We start from the raw sequence: 19,844 nt of genomic DNA on the forward strand, positions 1-19,844 counted from the left end.
CCGCCTTGCCCAACCCCGCCGCGCGCCCTAGCTATCGCGAATACGAACTGACGCGGGGGCCTATGCAGAACGATCCGATCCTCGCCATTCGCGGCGTCAGCAAGACCTATGCCTCGGGGCACCAGGCGCTCAAATCGGTCGATCTCGATATTGCCAAGGGCGAGATTTTCGCGCTGCTCGGTCCCAATGGCGCGGGCAAGACCACGCTGATCTCGATCGTCTGCGGCATCGTCACTCCGACGACCGGCACGATCACCGTGGCGGGGCGCGATGCCCAGGCCGAGTATCGCTATGCGCGTTCGGTGATCGGGCTGGTGCCGCAGGAATTGTCGACTGATGCGTTTGAAAGCGTGATCGCCACGGTGCGCTTCAGTCGCGGGCTGTTCGGCAAGAAGCGCAATGATGCGTATCTCGAACAAGTGCTGCGCGACCTGTCGCTGTGGGACAAGCGCGATGCCAAGCTGCTCGAATTGTCGGGTGGCATGAAGCGCCGGGTGCTGATCGCCAAGGCGCTGAGCCATGAGCCCGACATCCTGTTCCTCGACGAGCCGACGGCGGGGGTCGACGTGTCGCTTCGCCGCGACATGTGGAAGCTGGTCCACCGGCTGCGCGAACGCGGCGTGACGATCATCCTGACGACGCATTATATCGAGGAGGCCGAGGAAATGGCCGACCGCGTCGGCGTCATTAACAAGGGCGAATTGCTGCTGGTCGAGCGCAAGGCCGATCTGATGAAGAAGTTGGGCAAGCGCCAGATGGAGATCACGCTGGTCGAACCGATGGTCGCGGTGGTGCCCGAGCTTGCCGAATGGGATCTGGCGCTGATCGATGAGGGGCATAAATTGCGCTATGTCTTTGATGCCCAGGCCGAGCGGACGGGCATCCCCTCGCTGCTGCGCCGCCTCGCCGACATGGGGGTGGCGTTCAAGGATCTCGACACGTCGAAGTCGAGCCTCGAGGATATTTTCGTCGATCTGGTCGAGGAGCGCACGGCATGAGCGCGACCTCATCCCTTCGTCACCCCGGACTTGATCCGGGGTCCATGCAATTCGCGCAGTACGGGCGTGACGCCGGCGGTGATCGGCGCGCATGGATGCCGGGTCGAGCCCGGCATGACGGGAAGTGTCGGACGGAGCGCACGGCATGAGCGCGCCCTTACCCCTTCTTCACCCCGGACTTGATCCGGGGTCCATGCGATTCGCGCAGTACGGGCGAGACGCCGGCGGCGATCGGCGCGCATGGATGCCGGGTCGAGCCCGGCATGACGGGAAGCACCAGACGGAGCGCGCAGCATGAACCTCCACGGCGTTTGGGCGATCTATCGCTTTGAAATGGCGCGCTTCGGGCGCACCTTCTGGCAATCGATCGTTACCCCGGTGATCACCACCGCGCTGTATTTCATCGTCTTTGGCGGTGCGATCGGCAGCCGGATGGAGGCGATTGACGGGGTCGGCTATGGCAGCTTCATCGTCCCCGGGCTGATCATGCTGACCCTGCTGACGCAGAGCCTGTCGAATGCGTCGTTCGGCATTTATTTCCCGAAATTCACCGGCACGATCTATGAACTGCTGTCGGCGCCGGTTTCGACCTTCGAGCTGTTGCTCGGCTATGTCGGCGCGGCGGCGAGCAAGTCGATGCTGATCGGGCTGATCATCCTGGCGACCTCGACCTTCTTCGTCGACTTGCGGATCGAGCATCCGGCGATGATGGTCGCCTTCCTGATCCTGACGTCGGTGACCTTCAGCCTGTTCGGCTTCATCATCGGCATCTGGGCCAAGGGGTTCGAGCAACTGTCGCTGGTCCCCGCGTTGCTGATCACGCCGCTGACGTTCCTTGGCGGTGCCTTTTACTCGATCGACATGCTGCCCGACCCTTGGCGGACGGTGAGCCTGTTCAACCCCGTCGTGTATCTGGTGAGCGGGTTTCGCTGGAGTTTCTTCGGTCAGGGCGATGTCAGCGTTTGGCTCAGCCTGGGGGTGACGTTCGCGTTCCTGCTGGCGTGCGTCGCGCTGGTCGGGTGGATGTTCAAGACCGGCTACCGGCTGAAGCGGTGAGGGCGTTGCCTATCGCATGACCGGCAGCGTCACATAGGAGCCAGTGCAAACCCGCTGAGTCGCCTTCACGAAATCCTCCGCCTTTGCCGTGTAGATATTGGGCACGAATTTCTGCGGGTTGCGGTCGATCATCGGGAACCAGCTCGACTGGACCTGCACCATGATCCGGTGCCCCGCCTTGAAGACATGGTCATGGTCCTTCATCGGCACGTCCCACGCCACCACCTTGTTGGGCACCAAGGGCTTGGCGGTCTCGTAGCTTTCGAGCCAGCGCCCGCGCCGGACCTCCATCGCGATCGGGAACTGATAGCCGTTGAGCGTCCTGGGATAGTCGCCGAGCGCGCGGCCGGGGGCGGGTTCGTAATCGTCGGGCAGCACGTCGATCAGCTTGACCACCATGTCGCTGTCGGTGCCGCTGGTCGAGGCCATCAGCCGCGCCGCAACCGCGCCGGTGACGGTCAGATCGGCCTCGAGCGGTGCGCTGGTATAGGTCAACACATCGGGGCGGCCATCGACGAAACGCTGGTCGGCGGCTTCCCACCAGCGCCATTCCTGGGAGGGATAGGTACGCGAGATCGGACGTTCGCGGAACGGCACCGGATTGGCGGGGTCCGACAGATAGTCGCGGCATCTCTCGCCCGCCGCGGGCGCGGTGAACGACAGGCTGCCGTCGGCGCGCAGATACAGGTTGGTCACAGCGGCGGCGCGCGGCGGCCATTGCGGATAATCCTTCCACGCCCAGGAGCCGCTCTGGAACATCCGCGCTTCGAACGCTGGCTTGGTGCCCTTGCCGTGCAGCCAGTGCGCGAAGAACGGCGCTTCGATGTCGCGGCGGAACGCAGTGCCGCTTTCGGTGCCGAACTTGATATAGCCGACATCGCTGCCCGGCCCGCGCCAACTGCCATGCGCCCAGGGGCCCGCGACGATCATGTTGAGGCCGTCGGGATCGGCAGCCTCCATCCGTTCATAGATTTTCCAGCTGCCCAGCGGGTCTTCCTGGTCCCAGAATCCCGCGACGTGCAGCGTGGGCACCGTCGTTTTGCCCAGCCGATCGGTCCAGCGATTGGCCTTCCAGAACGAATCATAATTCGAACGATCGATGATCGAACGCAGCATCGGCACGCTGCCCTTGAAATACTGCGTATCGAGATTCTCGACTGGGCCGAGCTTCAGGAACCAGGCATAGCTATCGACCACACCCTTGCCGCCATAATCGAAATCGCGGCCCTGATCGTTGTTCTGCAGCGAAAACAGCCAGTCGGTGGCGTAGGACAGGCGGAACGCGCCATAGCGGTGGAGATCGTCGTTGATCCACCAATCGTTCCACGCCGCCTGCGGGCTGACGGCTTTGAGTGCGGGATGCGGCTTGGCCAGCGCGACTGCGGCGGCATAGCCGGGATAGGATACCCCCCACATGCCGACCTTGCCATTGTTGCCGGCGACATTCTTCACCAGCCAGTCGACGCTGTCATAGCCGTCGGTCGCTTCATCGACCGCGTCCGATCCGGCGGGGGCGAGTGCCATCGACATGGTGAAGTCGCCATCGGATTTGAACTGGCCGCGCATGTTCTGGAACACGAGGATATAGCCGTCCTCGACCAGGAAGCGCATATCGGCGGGGATGGCCGCGGGAGCCCCACCGGGGACGCCATAGGGGCTGCGCTGGAACAGGATCGGCAGCGGGCCGGTCTTCCCGGTCGGGCGCAGGATCACCGTCTGCAACCGTGCGCCGTCGCGCATCGGCACCATCACTTCTTCAAAGGTGAAGGGGGCGGTCGCACTTGCCTGTTGCCGAGGTGCGGCATTTGCGATGCCGGTGGTGGCAAGCAGCAGAGCGAGCAGGGGGGTGTAAAGGCGCATTCGGCTAAGGCTCCGGTTGGATGCCGGCAGAACAGCGCACGCGCGGCGTTTTGTCGAGAAGGCTTTGTCTGGGAGGCTTTGTCGGGGCCCGGTCGCCATCCCCGCTCGCGCGGGAATGACGAAAAGGCTGGCAGTCGTTCGGCTTAGAACGCAGCGGTGAGCGAGAAGACGACGGTGCCGTCCGAAATGCTATCCACCCCGCCCTTGGCGAAATTAGGGAGCAGATAGGCGCGCTCGGCATCGCTGATGTCGGTGCCGACATAGGTCACGCCGAAGGTGAGACCGCTATAGGTCAGGTCCGCACCCAGCGCGTAATCCCAATATTTCCCGGTGGGGGCGATGCTGGTGCCATTGGGACCAAGGCCCGGATTACCGTCCGAATAGCCGATATGGCCACGCAGGCTGATCGGCGAATTGGGAATGGCGGCGACGGCGTCGCCCGACAGATAGAGATTGTCTTCCTTGTCGCCGGGATCGTCGGGCGTGCCCGCCGCAGCGGCAGCGCCGGTGAAGAATGCACGGCCAAGCGCTTCCTGCGAAGGCGCATAGAAGATGCCGGCGGTCAGCGATACCGGTCCGGCGGTGCCCGACAGCTTCACATAGGGCTCGACGAAGTCGGTGGTGTTGGCACCATCGGGATACATATACCATGTCGCGCCGACATCGAGCGTGCCGCCATTGCCGATCGGCATCTTGTAGCCGGCGAACAGATCGAGTTCGAGATTTGGCCCGCCAAACGTACCCCAGCCGGAAAGGTTGGAGCCCCAGAAGCCGCCATAGACGCCGCTTTCATGCGCGACGGTCGCGCCGCCCTGCACCACGAAGCCCTTGTCGGACTGGGAGACGCCGCGAAAGCGATAGTCGGAGGCGAGGGTGACGCTGCCCGATACGGTAACCGGTTCGGGCGGTGCGGTTTCTTCCTGCGCAAATGCAGGGGTAGCGCACGTCAAAAGAAGGGCTGAAAGCCCCAGTGTAGAGAAACGCATCGGGTCCCTTTCGAGTAGAAGGCGATGGTTCTCTCCTGCTGCCCAACGGTCCGCGTCTGCCGATGTCCAGGGACATGCGCGCGAATACTAGTTGAACGCAGTAAGGTTGCCGCAACATGCGGCAACGCACAACTTTATTCTTCTATCCGAGGCATCAATGGATATTTGTGTGGCGAATAGGCCACAATGGATCGATCAAGCGATCTGCACGATCGCGTCGATTTCCACCACCGCACCCAGCGGCAATACCGGCACGCCGACCGCGCTGCGTGCATGCCGGCCCGAATCGCCAAAGGCGGCGATCATCAATTCGGACGCGCCATTGGCAACCTTTGCCTGATCGGTGAAGCTCGCCGCCGAATTGACGAACACGCCAAGCTTCACGATCCGCGCGACTCGCGACAAATCGCCGTCGAGCGCCGCCTTCATCTGGGCGATCAGCATCACCGCACAGCGCTTGGCGGCGTGGGCGGCATAATCGAGATCGCGATCCTCGCCGACTCGGCCGGTCATCAGCGCGCCGTCGTCGAACGGCAACTGGCCCGAGATGTGGAGCATGTTGCCCGCGATCACCGCGGGGACATAGGCGGCCACCGGGGCAGCGGGGGTGGGGAGGGTGAGGCCGAGATCGGCCAGCTTTGCTTCGATGGTGTCGCTCATGGGCCTGATGTGCCGAGTCACGCGGCGGCGGGCAAGCCCGAAGCGAATCGCCGGGCGATCCAGTCACCCGCCAGCCGCCAGTCATCGATTCGCGCATGTGCATGCTCGGCAGCCGGGGTCGCGGCGGCGAGTTCGAGTTCGGATACCATGTGCAGCCGGTGGACGCCGGGCGCATGCCGAGCGACCGATTCGTGATGCACCGCCAGATCATCGACGAACACCGTCACCGGATGGCCATGTTCGGCGACCAAGGCCGCGACCGGATCGCCCTTACCACCCTGGTTGCATTCGACGCGGTGGGCGATGCCGTGCGCCGCGAGCTGATCGATTCGGTGGCTGCGGCAATGGTCCTTCAAATTGGTCAGGATCACGATGTCGGCGGTCTCGGCGATCACCGCCAGCGCCTCGCGCGCATGCGGCACCAGCGTCTGTCGCGCCATTTCGGCGGGGAAGAAGCCGTCGAGCATCCCCCACATCTCGTCGCGCACGACGGTGCTGCCGTCGCTGCGCCTAGTCATCGCGGTCGAGAAATCGCCATGCCCGATCGTGAAATCAATATCGTGGGCTTCGTCGAGCCAGGTGCGGAAATGCCGCACCATGTGCAGCAACACTTCGTCGCAATCGCAGATCAGCAGCGGCTTCATCATTGCTCCAATGCCTCGCGGGCCTGTACCAGCAGCGCGGGCGAGATGCCCAATTCGTTAGCGCAGGCGATCAGATCGGGCTCATGCGCTTCCAGAAACCCAAGCGCCGCCGCCAATATCGCGGGATCGCCCGCGCCGTCGCGCAGCGATTGCGGGTTCAGCCCGGTGGTGTCCAGCAATCGTTCGGCCCGGCGCGGTTCGGCCAGCGCCCATACCAGCGCCTGCAACGCGATCAGGTGCGAATCGCGTTCGGGATTTGTCTCGCGGATCGGCATGGGCTAGCCCTCGTCTTATGCAGGAACAGACCGCGGACGTGGCAAAGAAGGTGCTGGTTGTCGAGGACAACGAGCTGAACCTCAAGCTGTTTTGCGATCTGCTACGCGCGCACAACTATATCGCCGAGCCGGTGCGCGACGGGCGCGAGGCGGTGGCGCGCGCGCGCGAGGTGATGCCCGACCTGGTGGTAATGGACATTCAGTTGCCGCACGTCAGCGGTTATGAACTCATCCAGCGGATGAAGGCCGATCCGCGACTGCGCGCAATCCCGATCATGGCGGTGACCGCCTATTCGGGGCGCGACGACGAAGATCGGATTCGCGCGGCTGGCGCGACCGCCTATGTCTCGAAACCGATTTCGGTGATGCGGTTCATGGACGAAATACGCGCGCTGGCGTGATCGCCAAATCCCTCTCCCGCGCGGCAGGAGAGGGCAATCAAGATCACTTGATCTTGGCTTCCTTGAACTCGACATGCTTGCGCACGACCGGATCGTACTTGCGGAACGACATCTTCTCGGTCTGGTTGCGCGGGTTCTTCTTCGTCACATAGAAGAAGCCGGTGTCGGCGGTGCTTACCAGCCGGATCTTTACGGTAGTCGGCTTGGCCATGGCCCAATCCTTGTCTTCGTGATGCCATAAGGCGAAAATGCGAAAGGCGGCACGCATCGAAGCGGCCGCCGATTGATGCGAGCGCATGCGGCAGTGACACGCGAATGTCAAGGCGATGCGCTTGGCGTTAGACGCAAAGCTCGCCGTGCATCACTGGAATACAGGTGCCGCGCAGTGTCGCCACAATTCCTTCCGGCGTGCGGCTGGCCTCAACCCGTAACAGGCTGGGTCGGCCCATCTCGACGCCCTGATGTATCCGTAGCGAAAGACGGTCGGCATCGGCGTTCAGCGACAGCAACAGGCAGGCGAGCGGCGCGTTGGCGCTGCCGGTTGCCGGATCTTCCCAGGTGCCGGCGAGCGGCGCGAACATGCGCGCGCGCAGCGTGTCGCCGCCGTCGCGGCAATAGACATGCACCGAAAAGCGGCTGCCCTGTTCGGGGTGGGCGGCGAGCGCTGCCTTGAATGCCCCCAGATCGGGTGAGCAACGCGCCAGCGCTTCGCTGGTCAATTCGGCGATGACATAGGGGTTGCCGGTCGATGCGACGATCGGGGGGTGCGCCGCCGTCACGACATCGCCGGGGGCGAGGCCCAGTACCGCCGCGATTACGTCGGGCGCGATTGTCGTGCCGATGCTCAGCGGCTGCGGCGCGGCGATCATCGCCCCGATGGCTTGGCCGGCGGCATCGCGATCGATCCGCACCCGGACCAGCCCTGCCGGTATCTCGAACGCGGCCTCGGCAAGGTCGGGCTGCAACCTTGCCAGGATGAAGGCGGTGCCTACCATCGGATGCCCGGCAAAGGCCATCTCGGCGGTCCGGTTGAAAATGCGGATACGCGCAGTGTTGGCGGGATTGGCCGGGGGGAGGACGAATGTCGTCTCGCTGAGGTTAAACTCGGCGGCGATCGCCTGCATCGTCGCCGAATCGAGCGATTCGCCGTTCAGCACGACGGCCAGCGGGTTGCCGCCGAAACGGATGTCGGTGAACACATCGGTGGTGTGGAAAGGCAGCATCGGCATGGCTTGGCTCCGGCAGGGATCGACGATTGATTGACATGCATTTCGTCGATTGGCAAACCAGCCAAATGCAGGAAGCAGAACTGTTCCGCGCGCTTGGCAATGATCGCCGTTTGCAGATCCTTGGCTGGCTTAAAGACCCGGTCGCCCATTTCCCCCCGCAACGCGACGGCGATCTGGTGACCGACGGAGTGTGCGGCCAGCTGATCGCTGAAAAGCTGGGCATCAACGCATCGACCCTGAGCGAGCATATGCGGGTGCTTCAGGCCAGCGGGCTGGTGACGGCGAAACGGATCAAGCAATGGACCTTTTATCGCCGCGATCCCGAACGAATCGGCGCGCTGATGGCGATCGTCGGCGATATTTGAGGGAAGTGCGCGATGTTCAGCCACATCACCGTCGGCGTTTGCGACCTCGATCGCGCGGGCGTTTTTTATGATTCGCTGCTGCTACCCCTCGGCTTTGCCCGGCGGCCAGTGACGGCCGATGGCGGTCCGCCGTCGCTGAGCTGGCATGTGCCCGGTGCCGGGCTGCCCTATTTTTATGCTTATCTGCCGTTCGATGGTCGGCCCGCATCGCCCAGCAATGGCGGCATGGTCGCTTTCCTCGCTCCGTCTGCTCAGGCGGTCGAGATGGCCTATGCCGCGGCCATCGAACATGGCGGCGTCGATGCCGGCGCACCGGGCCCCCGCCCGCAATATGCGCCGGGCTATTTCGGGGCCTATCTGCGCGATCCCGACGGCAACAAGGTGCATGTCGTGTTTCGCCCCGACGCTGTTTGATCGGCGCGAGCAATCGTTATTCCGACCTCGAACCTTGCCACCTCCCTTCTTATCTATTGCTCCGATGGCAATGATCGTCGTGCTGGTTGGAGCCAATTGGCGGGCCGATCGTTAGCCACCCGAACCGACTTTTCGCATGGATGGAGCATGGCATGGCTGACACGACCAACCCCGCATTGAAGACCCCGACCGACCTTGGTGCCAATGACGCCAAGACCGTGGCGCAGGCGCTCAACGGCATTCTGGCCGACAGCTTTGCGCTCTATCTGAAGACCAAGAACTTCCATTGGCATGTGTCGGGTCCGCATTTCCGCGACTATCACCTGATGCTCGACGATCAGGCGGCACAGATCCTCGCCACCACCGACGACATCGCCGAGCGAGTCCGCAAGACCGGCAACACGACGCTGCGCTCGATCGGCGACATCGCCCGCCACCAGACGATCAAGGACAACGACCAGGATTTCGTGTCGGCGGCCGACATGCTGGTCGAACTGCGCGAGGATAATCTGGCGCTGGTCGAACTGCTGCGCGAAGCTAAGGACATTGTCGATGAAGCCAAGGACAATGCCACCAGCGGCATTCTCGACGACTGGACCGACCAGGCCGAAGAGCGCGCCTGGTTTCTGTTCGAGTCAAGCCGCAAGGGCTGATGACGTAGTGCGGTGAAGACCAGTCCCCCGGTTGCCAAGCAGCCGGGGGGCAATTCTGTCGGCTGTGCTTACTCGGGCCAGATCGGCGCAAACCGGCATCGTCGAGGTGCGGTCATCGCCCGCCTGCCAACCAATCGCGCACCGCCTGGAACCTTTCCGGCGCTTACTTGGTTGTTTCGGTTACACAGTAGGGAGACAAGACATGATGCGTTGGGCAGTAATATTTCTGGTGGTCGGCCTGGTAATGGCGGTCCTCGGCTTTGGCGGTATTGGTGGCGCGTTCATCGAAATTGCCAAGATTCTGTTCTTCATTGCAGTCGCGATCTTTGTCGTCCTGCTGGTGCTGGGACTGATGGCGGGCAATAAGGTAAAGAACTCGCTTTAACCCTGAGCCGCGATGCGCGCTTTTGCCGATCTGCTCGATCGGCTGATCTATACCCGGTCGCGCAACGCCAAGCTGGCGTTGATCGGCCAGTATCTACGCGAGACGCCTGATCCCGACCGGGGTTGGGCGCTCGCTGCGTTGACGGGTGATCTCGATTTGCCCGCGGTGAAATCTGGCACCGTCCGCGCGCTGATCGCCGAGCGCACCGATCCGGTACTGTTCGCGATGAGCCGCGATTTCGTCGGCGATACCGCCGAGACCGTAGCCCTGCTCTGGCCCGAAAATCCTGCGCGTGCCGCCGATGCCGAGGTGCTGACCGTCGCGCGGGTGATCGAGCAGCTGGGCAGCCTTAGCCGCGCCGATGCGCCGGCGATCCTTGCCGACATGCTCGACCAGTTAGATTCGGACGAACGCTATGCGCTGCTCAAACTCGCCACCGGCGGGTTGCGGGTGGGGGTATCGGCGCGGCTTGCCAAAACCGCGCTGGCGCAGGCGTTCGGCATCGATGTCGAGGCGGTCGAGGAAGTCTGGCACGGGCTCGACGCGCCCTATGACAGCTTGTTCGCATGGGCCGAGGGGCGCGGCACCCAGCCGAGCACGACCGACATCCCGGTGTTCCGCTCCTTCATGCTCGCGCATCCGCTGGAGGAGACGCAGGTCGATCTGGCCGACTATGCCGCCGAATGGAAATGGGACGGCATTCGCGTCCAGATCGTCCATGTCGCGGGCGAGACGCGACTCTATAGTCGCGCCGGCGACGACATCACCGGGAGTTTTCCCGAGGTGGCGGCTGCCTATCGCACCCCCGGCGTGCTCGACGGCGAATTGCTGGTGAAGGGCGAGGCGCAGGGTGGGACTCTCGATGAGGGCGGCGGCGCGGCGAGCTTCAACGCGCTGCAGCAGCGGCTGGGGCGCAAGACGGTTTCGGCCAAGATGCAGGCGGAGTATCCCGCCTTTGTCCGGCTATACGACATCTTGTTCGACGGCCCCGAAGACCTGCGCGAACTTCCCTGGCACGCGCGGCGGGCGCGGCTGGAGCCGTTCGTCGCCGCGCTCGACCCCGACCGCTTCGATCTCAGCCGAGTGATCGAAGCCGCCGATTTCGCCGCACTCACCACGATCCGCGACGGCGCGCGCGATTCGGCGATCGAGGGGGTGATGCTCAAGCGGCGCGACTCTCCCTATGTCACCGGGCGGCGCGTGGGGCTGTGGTATAAATGGAAACGCGATCCGCTCGTTGCCGATTGCGTGATGATGTACGCGCAGCGCGGCAGCGGAAAACGGTCGAGCTTCTACAGCGACTATACTTTCGGCTGCTGGACGCCCGACGGCCAGCTATTGCCGGTGGGCAAGGCCTATTCGGGCTTCACCGACGAGGAGCTGAAATGGCTCGATCGTTTTGTCCGCAACAACACCGTCGCGCGATTCGGCCCGGTACGCGAGGTCGAAAAGACCCTGGTGCTCGAAGTCGCGTTCGATTCGATCCACGCCTCGAAGCGGCACAAATCGGGGGTGGCGATGCGCTTCCCCCGCATCGCGCGAATCCGCAAGGACAAGCCTGCGGGGGAAGCCGATCACATCGAAGCCTTGCTGCGCCTCGCGACTTGAAGCACAGTCAGGTCCGGCTTTTCATTTCGTCATTCCCGCGAAGGCGGGAATCCATAATCCAGTGCAGCCGTTATGGATTCCCGCGTTCGCGGGAATGACGAGGTTGTTGCCGATGAAACCTCAGATCGACGCAGGGCCGATCGGCACGATGCCGGTGGGGTTCACGTCGGGATGGCTGCGATAATAATGTGTCTTGATGTGGTCGAGGTCGACCGTTTCGGCGATGCCGGGCACCGCCATCATCCGCTCCATCAGGCCGTGCAGGCGCGGATAGTCGACGATCCGCCGCCAATTGCATTTGAAATGGCCGTGATACACCGGATCGAAGCGCATCAGCGTGGTGACCAACCGGATATCGGCCTCGGTCATCCGGTCGCCGACCAGCCATTCGCGACCGTCGAGGTGCCCCTCCAGCCAGTCGAGCGATTCGAACAGCGCGCGGGCGGCCTTTTCATACGCCGTCTGCTGCTTGGCGAAGCCCGCGCGATAGACGCCATTATTGACCGTTTGATACACCCGGTCGTTGACCGCGTCGATCTCGCCGCGGAGTTCGGCAGGATAGAAATCGCCGGGTTTCGCGCCGAGATCGTCGAACGCGGTGTTGAACATGCGGATGATTTCGGAAGATTCGTTGTTCACGACCCGCGCTTCCTTGCGGTCCCACAGCACCGGCACGGTCACCTTGCCCAACATTTTCGGATCGTTGCGGGTGTAGATCTGGTGCAAGTGATCGAAGCCGTAGAGCGGATCGCCGGTGCCGCCGAATGCGCGCTGAAAGCTCCAGCCGTGCTCGCCCATGATCGGGCCGACGACGGTGACCGGCAGCAAATCCTCGAGCCCCTTGAGCGCGCGGACGATCAAGGTGCGGTGTGCCCAGGGGCAGGCGAGGCTGACATAAAGGTGAAAGCGATCGGCTTCGGCGCGTACGCCGCGCTGGCCATCGGGGCCGGGCGAGCCGTCGGCGGTGAGCCAATCGCGGAAGGTCGAATCGGCGCGCTGGAAATCGCCCTTCTCATCGGTCGGCGCGACCGGTTGTTCGTTGCTCCAGCGTCCGTCGGTCAATTGACCCATCGTCATGCTCCTATGCTTATGAAGAACGAACCGGCGAGGAAGGCGAGCGATCCGCTTCCGCCATTGAAACGCTCGGTTTCGCGTCAGCGAAGCGCGATCTCGAACAGGGTCGGCCAGTATTTGCCGGTGACGAACAACCGCCGGTGCTGCGCGTCCCAGGCGATGCCGTTGAGCACCGAATCCTCGTCGGTCAAACCGATTTCGGCCACCAGCGCCGACAAGTCGATCCGGCGGGTGACGCAGCCGGTCGTGGGATCGATCGCGACGATCGCCGGCTGCATCCAGACATTGGCGTAGATCGCGCCATCGATCGCTTCCAGCTCGTTCAATTCGATGAGCTTTCGGTCACCCAGGCGCACTGCGATCCGTGCGGTTTCGGCGAAATCGGCGGGGGCGTGGAAGGTGAGCACGTCGCTGCCATCGGATCGCACCAGTCGATCGCCCAGCGTCGTCAGGCCCCAGCCTTCGCCGGTATAGCGAAAGCTGCCGCGCGGGCGAAGGTTGCGGACGGCGTAGCGATGCGCGATGCCGCTGGTCCAGGTGAGCTGCACCAGCTCGTCGCCGATCAGCGCCAGCCCTTCGGCGAATTGCTGGCGGGGGATCGCTCGCCGCGCGCTGATTTTGCCGGTGGCAGGATCGACCCGCCGCACTTCGGAGCGGCCCGTCTGGCCGACACTCTCGAACAACGCGCCGTCATGCCAAAGCAGCCCCTGGGTGAAGGCCAGCGGATCATGCGGCAGGCGCGCGACGATGCTGGCCTGTTCGAGCGGCGGAATGGAGCAGGCTGGGGCCGGGGCTGGAGCTGGGGTGTCCTGCGCCTTCACGGGAGCCAGACAGCATAACGCCGCGCCGATAAGAACCGACGCGGCGATATGAGATAGTCGATTCAGCACCATCACGGTGCCAGCGCTTGCGCGCTGGTTACTGCGACGGGTTCAGATTGACTGCGGCATATTTGCCGCGACGATCGACTTCGAGTTCGAACTCGAGACGGTCGCCTTCGTTGAGCGAGATCATGCCTGCACGCTCGACTGCCGAGATGTGTACGAACGCATCGGGCTGGCCATCATCGCGCTGGATAAAGCCGAAGCCCTTCATCGCGTTGAAGAACTTGACCGTACCGCTCGAACGCTCGCCAGTGAGCTGGCGCTGTGGGCCACCTGCACCTGCACCTGCACCTGCCGAACCACGTGCGCCGCCGGGGGCTGCGTCACGCGGCGGGCCGCGATCCGAAACCGCCATCGGCTCGCCATCGATCTTCAGATCGGTTGCCGAGATCCGACCGCCACGATCGACCAGCGTAAAGCCCATCGGCTGACCTTCGGCCAAGCTGGTAAGCCCGGCTTGCTCGACTGCCGAGATGTGGACGAACACATCTTCGCCGCCGTCATCGCGCACGACAAAGCCGAAGCCCTTTTGCGCGTTGAAGAACTTGACCACGCCGGTCGCCTCGCCGACGACCTGGGGGGGCATGCCGCGACCACCGCCGCCGCCGCCGGCACCAGCGCCGCCGCCACGAAAGCCGCCGCCACCACCGCCGCCGAAACCACCGCCGCCGCCGAAGCGATCACCGCCGCCACCGAAGCCGCCGCCACCACCGCCGCCGAAGCGGTCACCGCCGCCACCGCCGCCGTAGCTCGGGAAGCCGCCGCCACCGCCGCCGCCTTCATCGCCGAAAAACTCGCGCTTGTCTTTGCCGCGCCCACCGCGCCCGTTGCCGCGCCCTCGATCGAAACTCATTGCCCTGTTCGTCTTCCCGATCGCCCGATTCATATCCTTAAACCCTGGCGCCGGACGAAAAACGCAAGTGTCTGGGCGCTTCGGAACCTCGCGCCACTGCAATTACATATCCGAAAAAATGCATGCGGGCGAATGAAATCGTCGCAATTATGGCGCATGTGGCGAACGCTGCTTGCGGGGCGATGAAATGCACGGGTACAGAGCCCGGCTTATGGACAGTATAGCAGCGCTACTTGCCGATCCCGCCGCTTGGGCGGCGTTGGTCACGTTGATCATCATGGAGGTCGTGCTCGGCCTCGACAATCTGATCTTCATCTCGATCATCTCGAACAAATTGCCTGAAGCGCAGCGGCAAAAAGCGCGGCGAATCGGTATCGCGCTGGCGCTGGTGATGCGGTTGATCCTGTTGACGATGGTCGCGTGGATCGTCGGGCTGACCGCGCCGGTGTTCGACCTCGGCATCGTCGGGCCGATCGACGAATATGGGCGGCCGGCGTTCGAGACGTTGTTCTCGTGGCGCGACCTGATCCTGATCGTCGGCGGGCTGTTCCTGGTGTGGAAGGCCACCAAGGAAATTCATCATTCGGTCGATACCGGCGTATCGGATGATTTGCTCGACAAGAAAAAGGTCGCCGAAACCGCCTTCAGTGCGGCGATTGTGCAGATCGTGTTGCTCGACATCGTGTTTTCGATCGATTCGATCCTGACCGCCGTCGGCATGACCGATCATGTCGAGATCATGTATGTCGCGGTGATCGTGGCGGTGGCGGTGATGCTGCTGGCCGCCGATCCGCTGGGTAATTTCATCGCCCAGAACCCCACGGTCGTCATGCTGGCGCTGGGATTCCTGCTGATGATCGGCATGGTCCTGATCGCCGAGGGCTTCGGCGTGCATGTGCCCAAGGGCTATATCTATGCCGCGATGGCGTTTTCGGCGTTGGTGGAAATGCTCAACATCTTCAACCGCCGGGCGCGGTTGCGCAAGGAAGCGCATTTGCAGAACGTCCGCAGCGGCAAGGTCGAATAAACCGAATCGCCCATTGAGCGTTCATCCACGCCCGCCTATGCGGGCGTGATGACCGTATATCTGCATGAAGAAGATTTGCCCGCCGGCACTTTTGCGCCGGGGGCCGCGATCGCCGTCGATACCGAGACGATGGGGCTGATCACCCCACGCGATCGCTTGTGCGTCGTCCAGCTTTCGGATGGCTCGGGCACCGAACATCTGGTGCGTTTCGGCACCGACAGCGATTATGCCGCGCCTAATTTGCGCGCGGTGCTGGGCGATCCCGACCGGCTGAAACTGTATCATTTCGCGCGGTTCGATCTGGCCGCGATCCGGCATTATCTGCACACCGTCGCGGCCCCGGTATATTGCACCAAGATCGCCTCGCGGCTCGTTCGCACCTATACCGATCGCCACGGCCTGAAAGAATTGGTGCGCGAATTGCTGGGGCAGGAACTGTCAAAGGCGCAGCAATCCTCCGATTGGGGCAATCCGGTGCTCACCGACGCGCAAAAGGAATATGCCGCGTCCGATGTCCGGTATCTGCACGCGATGAAGGCCGAGCTTGATCGCCGGCTGGAGCGCGAAGGGCGGATGGCGCTGGCGCAGGCTTGCTTCGATTTCCTGCCGCATCGCGCCGATCTCGATCTGGCGGGTTGGCCCGAAACGGATATTTTCGCGCATGTCTGACATTGCCCGCCGGGTGCGGTCGCAGCGGCAACGCTGGGCGGCACCCGGTGGCAGTCATGATGCGATGGTGAAGGTGGCGCAGGTGCTGCTGCCGATGGGAATCGGCATCCTCGCGGCGTTCCTGGTGATGGCACCTTTGTTCATGGGCGGCGACGTGTCGTTCGTGCTCGACAAGAACAAGGTCGACGTCGCGGAGGAACGGATGCGAATCCAGGCTGCACGCTACCAAGGGGCCGATAGCGAGGGCAAGCCGTTCGTGCTCGACGCTGGGTCCGCGATCCAGAAAAGCTCGGCTGAGCGAGTCGTCGACCTGAACAAGCTGTCGGCGGCGCTTGGCATGAAGGGTGGCCCCGCCACGCTTCGCGCCGATCGCGGTCGTTATGATATGGAGCGCGAGCAGGTGACGATGCAGGGGCCGATCGAGTTCCGTGCCGCCGATGGCTATGCCCTCGACACAAGCGATGCGACGATCGACCTCAAGACCCGCCAACTGCAATCGGGCAGCGCGGTCAGCGGCACCACGCCGCAGGGGACGTTCAGCGGCGACCGGCTGAGCGCCGATCTGGAAGCACGCACGGTGAAGCTCAGCGGCAATGCCCGCTTGCGGATTGTGCCCGAGCGCGCAAATAGGCGATGATGAAACGCGCGCCCCATTTATCCGCCCTGATCGCGGCTGCCTCGCTGTGGGCGACCCCTGCTGCGGCACAGCGGCACGATACCAACGCGCCGATCGATTTTGCCGCCGAGAATCTGGAATTGCAGGATCGCGCCAATCGCGCTGTACTGTCGGGGGGCGTTACTATCCGCCAGGCCGATCTGACGCTCACCGCCGCACGGGTGACCGTTGCCTATACCGGGCAGGTGATCGGTGGATCGCCGCAGGTGTCGCGGCTCGATGCCTCGGGCGGGGTGACGGTGGTGCGCCCAACCCAGCGCGCACGGGCGCAATATGGCGTGTACGACCTGAACAAGCGAGTGCTGACGATGCTGGGCGATGTTTCGCTGATTCAGGGCAACAACACGCTGCGCGGCGGGCGGCTGTCGATCAACCTCGATACCGGGCGCGCGACGCTCGACGGATCGACCACGGGCGCAACCGGCGCGACATCGCCTGCCGAAAACGGCGTCGAGCGGCGGCAGGGCCGGGTGACCGGGCGGTTTACGGTGCCGCAGCGCTAACCGCGCCGCGCGGATCTGCACCAAGCCATATCCGCTGTTTCATGCACGAAGCTTGCCAAGCGCCATGACGATGCGCGACATAGCGTTGCCGCACGGGCGGCGCAGGGGATGATGATGGACGACGTGACCACGCTGGAGACGATCGAACCGGTGGTCGAAAAGCCGGTCGATTCGGGGCTGTCGGTCGTGTCGATCGCCAAGGCCTATGACAAAAAAGTCGTCCTTTCCGACGTCTCGATGAGCGTGGGGCGCGGCGAAGTCGTCGGTCTGCTCGGCCCCAATGGCGCGGGCAAGACCACCAGCTTTTATTCGGTGATGGGGCTGGTGAAGCCCGATGCCGGACGCATCATGCTCGATGGCGAGGACATTACCGCGCTGCCAATGTATCGCCGCGCGATCCTGGGCCTTGGCTATCTGCCGCAGGAAACCTCGATCTTTCGCGGGCTGACGGTCGAGAAGAATATTCTGGCGGTGCTCGAACTGGCGGTGCCCGACAAGACTGTGCGGATGGCGCGGCTCGATACGCTGCTCGACGAATTCGGGCTTACCCGGTTGCGCGATTCGCCGGCAATGGCGCTGTCGGGCGGTGAGCGGCGGCGCGCCGAAATCGCGCGCGCGCTGGCGGCGAACCCGTCGATCATGCTGCTCGATGAACCGTTCGCGGGCATCGACCCGATTTCGATCGCCGACATTCGCGATCTGGTGCGCGACCTGAAACAGCGCGACATCGGCGTGCTGATCACCGATCACAATGTCCGCGAAACGCTCGAAATCGTCGATCGCGCCTACATCATCTATGACGGCCGGGTGCTGTTCGCCGGATCGCCCGAGGAGCTGGTCGCCGACGCCAATGTCCGGCGGCTGTATCTGGGCGAGGGCTTCTCGCTGTAGTGTGATGATGGATGTAGCATCCCATCCGTCTGGTCTGAACGGCAAGCGGCGAGCCTGATGAGCCTCGCCCCGCGCCTCGATATACGCCAGTCGCAATCGCTGGTGATGACGCCGCAATTGCAGCAGGCGATCAAGCTGCTGGCGCTGTCGAACCTCGAGGTCGAAGGCTTTATCGCCGAGGAGCTGGAGCGCAATCCGTTGCTGGAAAGCACCGGCGGCGGCGATGATGGTGATGGCGGCGACATGATCATCGCCACGCCGGTCGGCGGCGATCCGGTGCCTGCCGACGAACTGCCCGTAGGCGGCAGCGACAGCGAGCCGGTGTTCGACGGCGAGCTGGCGATCGCCAATCGCAGCGACGACAGCGCCGCCGATTCGATCGGCAGCCTGGATGGTGGGCTTGGGCTGAACGGCTCGGGCAGCGGCGGCGGTGTGGGCGAAGACGGGCTGGATTTCGACAGTTTCGCGGCGACTGACATCAGCCTTGCCGATCATTTGATGGGGCAGGCGGGCACCGCCGTGGCGGGCGGCGACCTGTTCATCGCAGCGCATCTGATCGACCAGATCGACGAGTGCGGGTATCTGACGGTGTCGCTGCTCGACGTCGCCAATCGACTGGGCGTTCCGCTGGCGCGGGTCGAGGCGGTGCTGGGGGTCATCCAGACGTTCGACCCGACCGGGGTGGGCGCGCGCAACCTGTCCGAATGCCTGGCGCTGCAAGCCAAGGAAGCCGATCGCTATGATCCGTGCATGGCGCGGCTGATCTACAATCTCGATCTGGTCGCGCGCGGTCAATTGGCACAGCTCAAGCGGATGTGCGGCGTCGATGACGAGGACATGGCCGACATGATCCGCGAATTGCGAAGCTATGATCCCAAGCCCGGCTGTCGTTATGGCGGCGAACCGTCGCAGGCGGTGGTGCCCGATCTGTTCGTTGCGCGGCGCGGCGCTGGATGGGCGGTCGAGATCAACGCCGCCACCCTGCCGCGCGTGCTGGTCAATCGGGCTTATTATGTCGAATTGTCGGGCGGCAGCCATGACAAGGCGTCCAAGAGCTGGCTGTCCGATTGCCTCACCAGCGCCAATTGGCTGGTGAAGGCGCTCGACCAGCGGCAACGCACGATCATCAAGGTGGCGAGCGAGATCGTGAAGCAGCAGGAGGCGTTTTTCCTGCACGGCGTCGCGCATTTGCGCCCGCTGACGCTGGCGCGAGTCGCCGAGGCGATCGAGATGCACGAATCGACCGTCAGCCGGGTGACGAGCAACAAATATCTGAGCTGCGCGCGCGGTCTGTTCGAGCTGAAATTCTTTTTCACCTCTGCGATCCAATCGGCCGATGGCGGCGAAGCGGTGTCGGCGCAGGCGGTCAAGAGCGCGATCCGCGCGCTGATCGCCGCCGAGGAGCCCAAGAAAATCCTGTCCGACGACACGCTGGTCGAACTGCTCAACGCGCGCGGGTTCGACATCGCGCGGCGGACGGTGGCGAAATATCGCGAGGCGCTGGGGATCGGCAGTTCGGTGCAGCGGCGGCGGGCGAAGGCGCTGGAGGGGTAGTTCTCACGCGGCGACAGGCCCTCACCCTATCGGCGCTTCGCGCTCCCTCCCTCTCCCGCTTGCGGGAGAGGGAGGGAGTGGCACAGCCGCGGAAGGGTGAGGGGCTGTCGAAGGTTTTGACGCACAAAGCCGACATCCGCGCTTCGCCTTCGCCCCTCACCTGTGTAACGCTCTGATCA

Annotated in this window: 24 protein-coding genes; 14 read left to right on the forward strand and 10 right to left on the reverse strand. The window is 63.7% G+C overall.

Translation table 11 applies throughout. The features are described from left to right. Nucleotides 1-62 precede the first annotated feature (62 nt). Both QU44_RS11660 and QU44_RS11665 read left to right on the forward strand, forming a co-directional pair. On the forward strand, nt 63-998 hold the full coding sequence (locus QU44_RS11660) for an ABC transporter ATP-binding protein (RefSeq protein ID WP_033922429.1): 936 nt from the start codon (nt 63-65) through the stop codon (nt 996-998). Between the two features lie 294 nt (nt 999-1,292). Next, a complete protein-coding gene (locus QU44_RS11665) occupies nt 1,293-2,054 on the forward strand; it encodes an ABC transporter permease (protein WP_033922383.1) in 762 nt (253 codons plus the stop codon). A 9-nt stretch (nt 2,055-2,063) separates the two neighbouring features. On the opposite strand, the gene QU44_RS11670 is transcribed toward QU44_RS11665, so the two are convergent. From QU44_RS11670 to QU44_RS11690, 5 genes are all read right to left on the reverse strand, one after another. Continuing rightward, nucleotides 2,064-3,914, reverse strand: a complete 1,851-nt coding sequence (locus QU44_RS11670; RefSeq protein WP_033922384.1) for a CocE/NonD family hydrolase — start codon at nt 3,912-3,914, stop codon at nt 2,064-2,066. Between the two features lie 143 nt (nt 3,915-4,057). Beyond that, the gene (locus QU44_RS11675; protein WP_033922386.1) at nt 4,058-4,900 is read right to left on the reverse strand and encodes a TorF family putative porin; all 843 of its coding nucleotides are present in this window, start codon (nt 4,898-4,900) and stop codon (nt 4,058-4,060) included. A gap of 195 nt (nt 4,901-5,095) precedes the next feature. Then, the gene (locus tag QU44_RS11680) at nt 5,096-5,560 is read right to left on the reverse strand and encodes a RidA family protein (RefSeq protein WP_033922388.1); all 465 of its coding nucleotides are present in this window, start codon (nt 5,558-5,560) and stop codon (nt 5,096-5,098) included. 17 nt (nt 5,561-5,577) lie between these two features. Next, on the reverse strand, nt 5,578-6,204 hold the full coding sequence (locus QU44_RS11685) for a hypothetical protein (protein ID WP_033922390.1): 627 nt from the start codon (nt 6,202-6,204) through the stop codon (nt 5,578-5,580). Next, nucleotides 6,204-6,479, reverse strand: coding sequence for a DUF3572 domain-containing protein (locus QU44_RS11690; RefSeq protein ID WP_052134742.1), 276 nt, complete (start codon nt 6,477-6,479; stop codon nt 6,204-6,206). The genes QU44_RS11685 and QU44_RS11690 overlap by 1 nt, the downstream gene beginning before the upstream one ends. Before the next feature lie 38 nt (nt 6,480-6,517). On the opposite strand from QU44_RS11690, the gene QU44_RS11695 reads away from it, so the two are divergent. After that, the gene (locus QU44_RS11695; RefSeq protein WP_033922432.1) at nt 6,518-6,880 is read left to right on the forward strand and encodes a response regulator; all 363 of its coding nucleotides are present in this window, start codon (nt 6,518-6,520) and stop codon (nt 6,878-6,880) included. A 43-nt stretch (nt 6,881-6,923) separates the two neighbouring features. Here QU44_RS11695 and rpmG read toward each other — a convergent pair whose 3' ends face one another. Together rpmG and QU44_RS11705 are read right to left on the reverse strand one after the other, a co-directional pair. Next, nucleotides 6,924-7,091 (reverse strand): 50S ribosomal protein L33, encoded by a 168-nt coding sequence (gene rpmG, locus QU44_RS11700; protein WP_033922433.1) that lies wholly within the window; start codon nt 7,089-7,091, stop codon nt 6,924-6,926. Nucleotides 7,092-7,218: 127 nt separating this feature from the next. Continuing rightward, complete coding sequence (locus QU44_RS11705; protein WP_033922392.1) at nt 7,219-8,109, reverse strand: PhzF family phenazine biosynthesis protein; 891 nt, start codon at nt 8,107-8,109, stop codon at nt 7,219-7,221. A 35-nt stretch (nt 8,110-8,144) separates the two neighbouring features. Between QU44_RS11705 and QU44_RS11710 the strand changes: the two genes are divergently transcribed. From QU44_RS11710 to QU44_RS11730, 5 genes are all read left to right on the forward strand, one after another. After that, the gene (locus tag QU44_RS11710) at nt 8,145-8,474 is read left to right on the forward strand and encodes an ArsR/SmtB family transcription factor (RefSeq protein ID WP_231621724.1); all 330 of its coding nucleotides are present in this window, start codon (nt 8,145-8,147) and stop codon (nt 8,472-8,474) included. 12 nt (nt 8,475-8,486) lie between these two features. After that, on the forward strand, nt 8,487-8,888 hold the full coding sequence (locus QU44_RS11715) for a VOC family protein (RefSeq protein WP_033922393.1): 402 nt from the start codon (nt 8,487-8,489) through the stop codon (nt 8,886-8,888). Nucleotides 8,889-9,040: 152 nt separating this feature from the next. Next, nucleotides 9,041-9,541, forward strand: a complete 501-nt coding sequence (locus QU44_RS11720; RefSeq protein WP_033922438.1) for a Dps family protein — start codon at nt 9,041-9,043, stop codon at nt 9,539-9,541. Nucleotides 9,542-9,743: 202 nt separating this feature from the next. Continuing rightward, entirely contained in the window at nt 9,744-9,926 is a 183-nt protein-coding gene (locus QU44_RS11725; protein WP_033922394.1) for a DUF1328 domain-containing protein, read from the forward strand. Nucleotides 9,927-9,938: 12 nt separating this feature from the next. Continuing rightward, nucleotides 9,939-11,534, forward strand: coding sequence for a cisplatin damage response ATP-dependent DNA ligase (locus QU44_RS11730; RefSeq protein ID WP_033922395.1), 1,596 nt, complete (start codon nt 9,939-9,941; stop codon nt 11,532-11,534). Between the two features lie 120 nt (nt 11,535-11,654). Here QU44_RS11730 and QU44_RS11735 read toward each other — a convergent pair whose 3' ends face one another. The 3 genes from QU44_RS11735 to QU44_RS18880 form a co-directional block, all read right to left on the reverse strand. Further along, on the reverse strand, nt 11,655-12,605 hold the full coding sequence (locus tag QU44_RS11735) for a glutathione S-transferase family protein (RefSeq protein ID WP_033922439.1): 951 nt from the start codon (nt 12,603-12,605) through the stop codon (nt 11,655-11,657). A gap of 83 nt (nt 12,606-12,688) precedes the next feature. Then, nucleotides 12,689-13,429 carry a glutaminyl-peptide cyclotransferase gene (locus QU44_RS11740; protein ID WP_231621722.1) on the reverse strand — a complete coding sequence of 247 codons (741 nt, stop codon included), beginning with the start codon at nt 13,427-13,429 and terminating at the stop codon, nt 12,689-12,691. Between the two features lie 97 nt (nt 13,430-13,526). Further along, nucleotides 13,527-14,345, reverse strand: a complete 819-nt coding sequence (locus tag QU44_RS18880; protein WP_033922396.1) for a cold-shock protein — start codon at nt 14,343-14,345, stop codon at nt 13,527-13,529. A 211-nt stretch (nt 14,346-14,556) separates the two neighbouring features. Between QU44_RS18880 and QU44_RS11750 the strand changes: the two genes are divergently transcribed. From QU44_RS11750 to rpoN, 6 genes are all read left to right on the forward strand, one after another. Next, complete coding sequence (locus QU44_RS11750; protein ID WP_033922397.1) at nt 14,557-15,372, forward strand: TerC family protein; 816 nt, start codon at nt 14,557-14,559, stop codon at nt 15,370-15,372. Between the two features lie 48 nt (nt 15,373-15,420). Next, nucleotides 15,421-16,041, forward strand: coding sequence for a ribonuclease D (locus tag QU44_RS11755; protein ID WP_033922399.1), 621 nt, complete (start codon nt 15,421-15,423; stop codon nt 16,039-16,041). Then, the gene (lptC, locus tag QU44_RS11760; protein WP_033922401.1) at nt 16,034-16,678 is read left to right on the forward strand and encodes an LPS export ABC transporter periplasmic protein LptC; all 645 of its coding nucleotides are present in this window, start codon (nt 16,034-16,036) and stop codon (nt 16,676-16,678) included. The genes QU44_RS11755 and lptC overlap by 8 nt, the downstream gene beginning before the upstream one ends. Next, entirely contained in the window at nt 16,678-17,220 is a 543-nt protein-coding gene (locus tag QU44_RS11765) for an LptA/OstA family protein (protein WP_033922403.1), read from the forward strand. The genes lptC and QU44_RS11765 overlap by 1 nt, the downstream gene beginning before the upstream one ends. A 114-nt stretch (nt 17,221-17,334) precedes the next feature. Continuing rightward, nucleotides 17,335-18,111 (forward strand): LPS export ABC transporter ATP-binding protein, encoded by a 777-nt coding sequence (gene lptB, locus QU44_RS11770; RefSeq protein ID WP_033922441.1) that lies wholly within the window; start codon nt 17,335-17,337, stop codon nt 18,109-18,111. Nucleotides 18,112-18,168: 57 nt separating this feature from the next. After that, nucleotides 18,169-19,665 (forward strand): RNA polymerase factor sigma-54, encoded by a 1,497-nt coding sequence (gene rpoN / locus QU44_RS11775; protein WP_033922405.1) that lies wholly within the window; start codon nt 18,169-18,171, stop codon nt 19,663-19,665. Nucleotides 19,666-19,844 lie beyond the last annotated feature (179 nt).

Origin of the sequence: Sphingomonas sp. 37zxx, from assembly GCF_000786205.1 — a bacterium.
Classification (GTDB): domain Bacteria; phylum Pseudomonadota; class Alphaproteobacteria; order Sphingomonadales; family Sphingomonadaceae; genus Sphingomonas.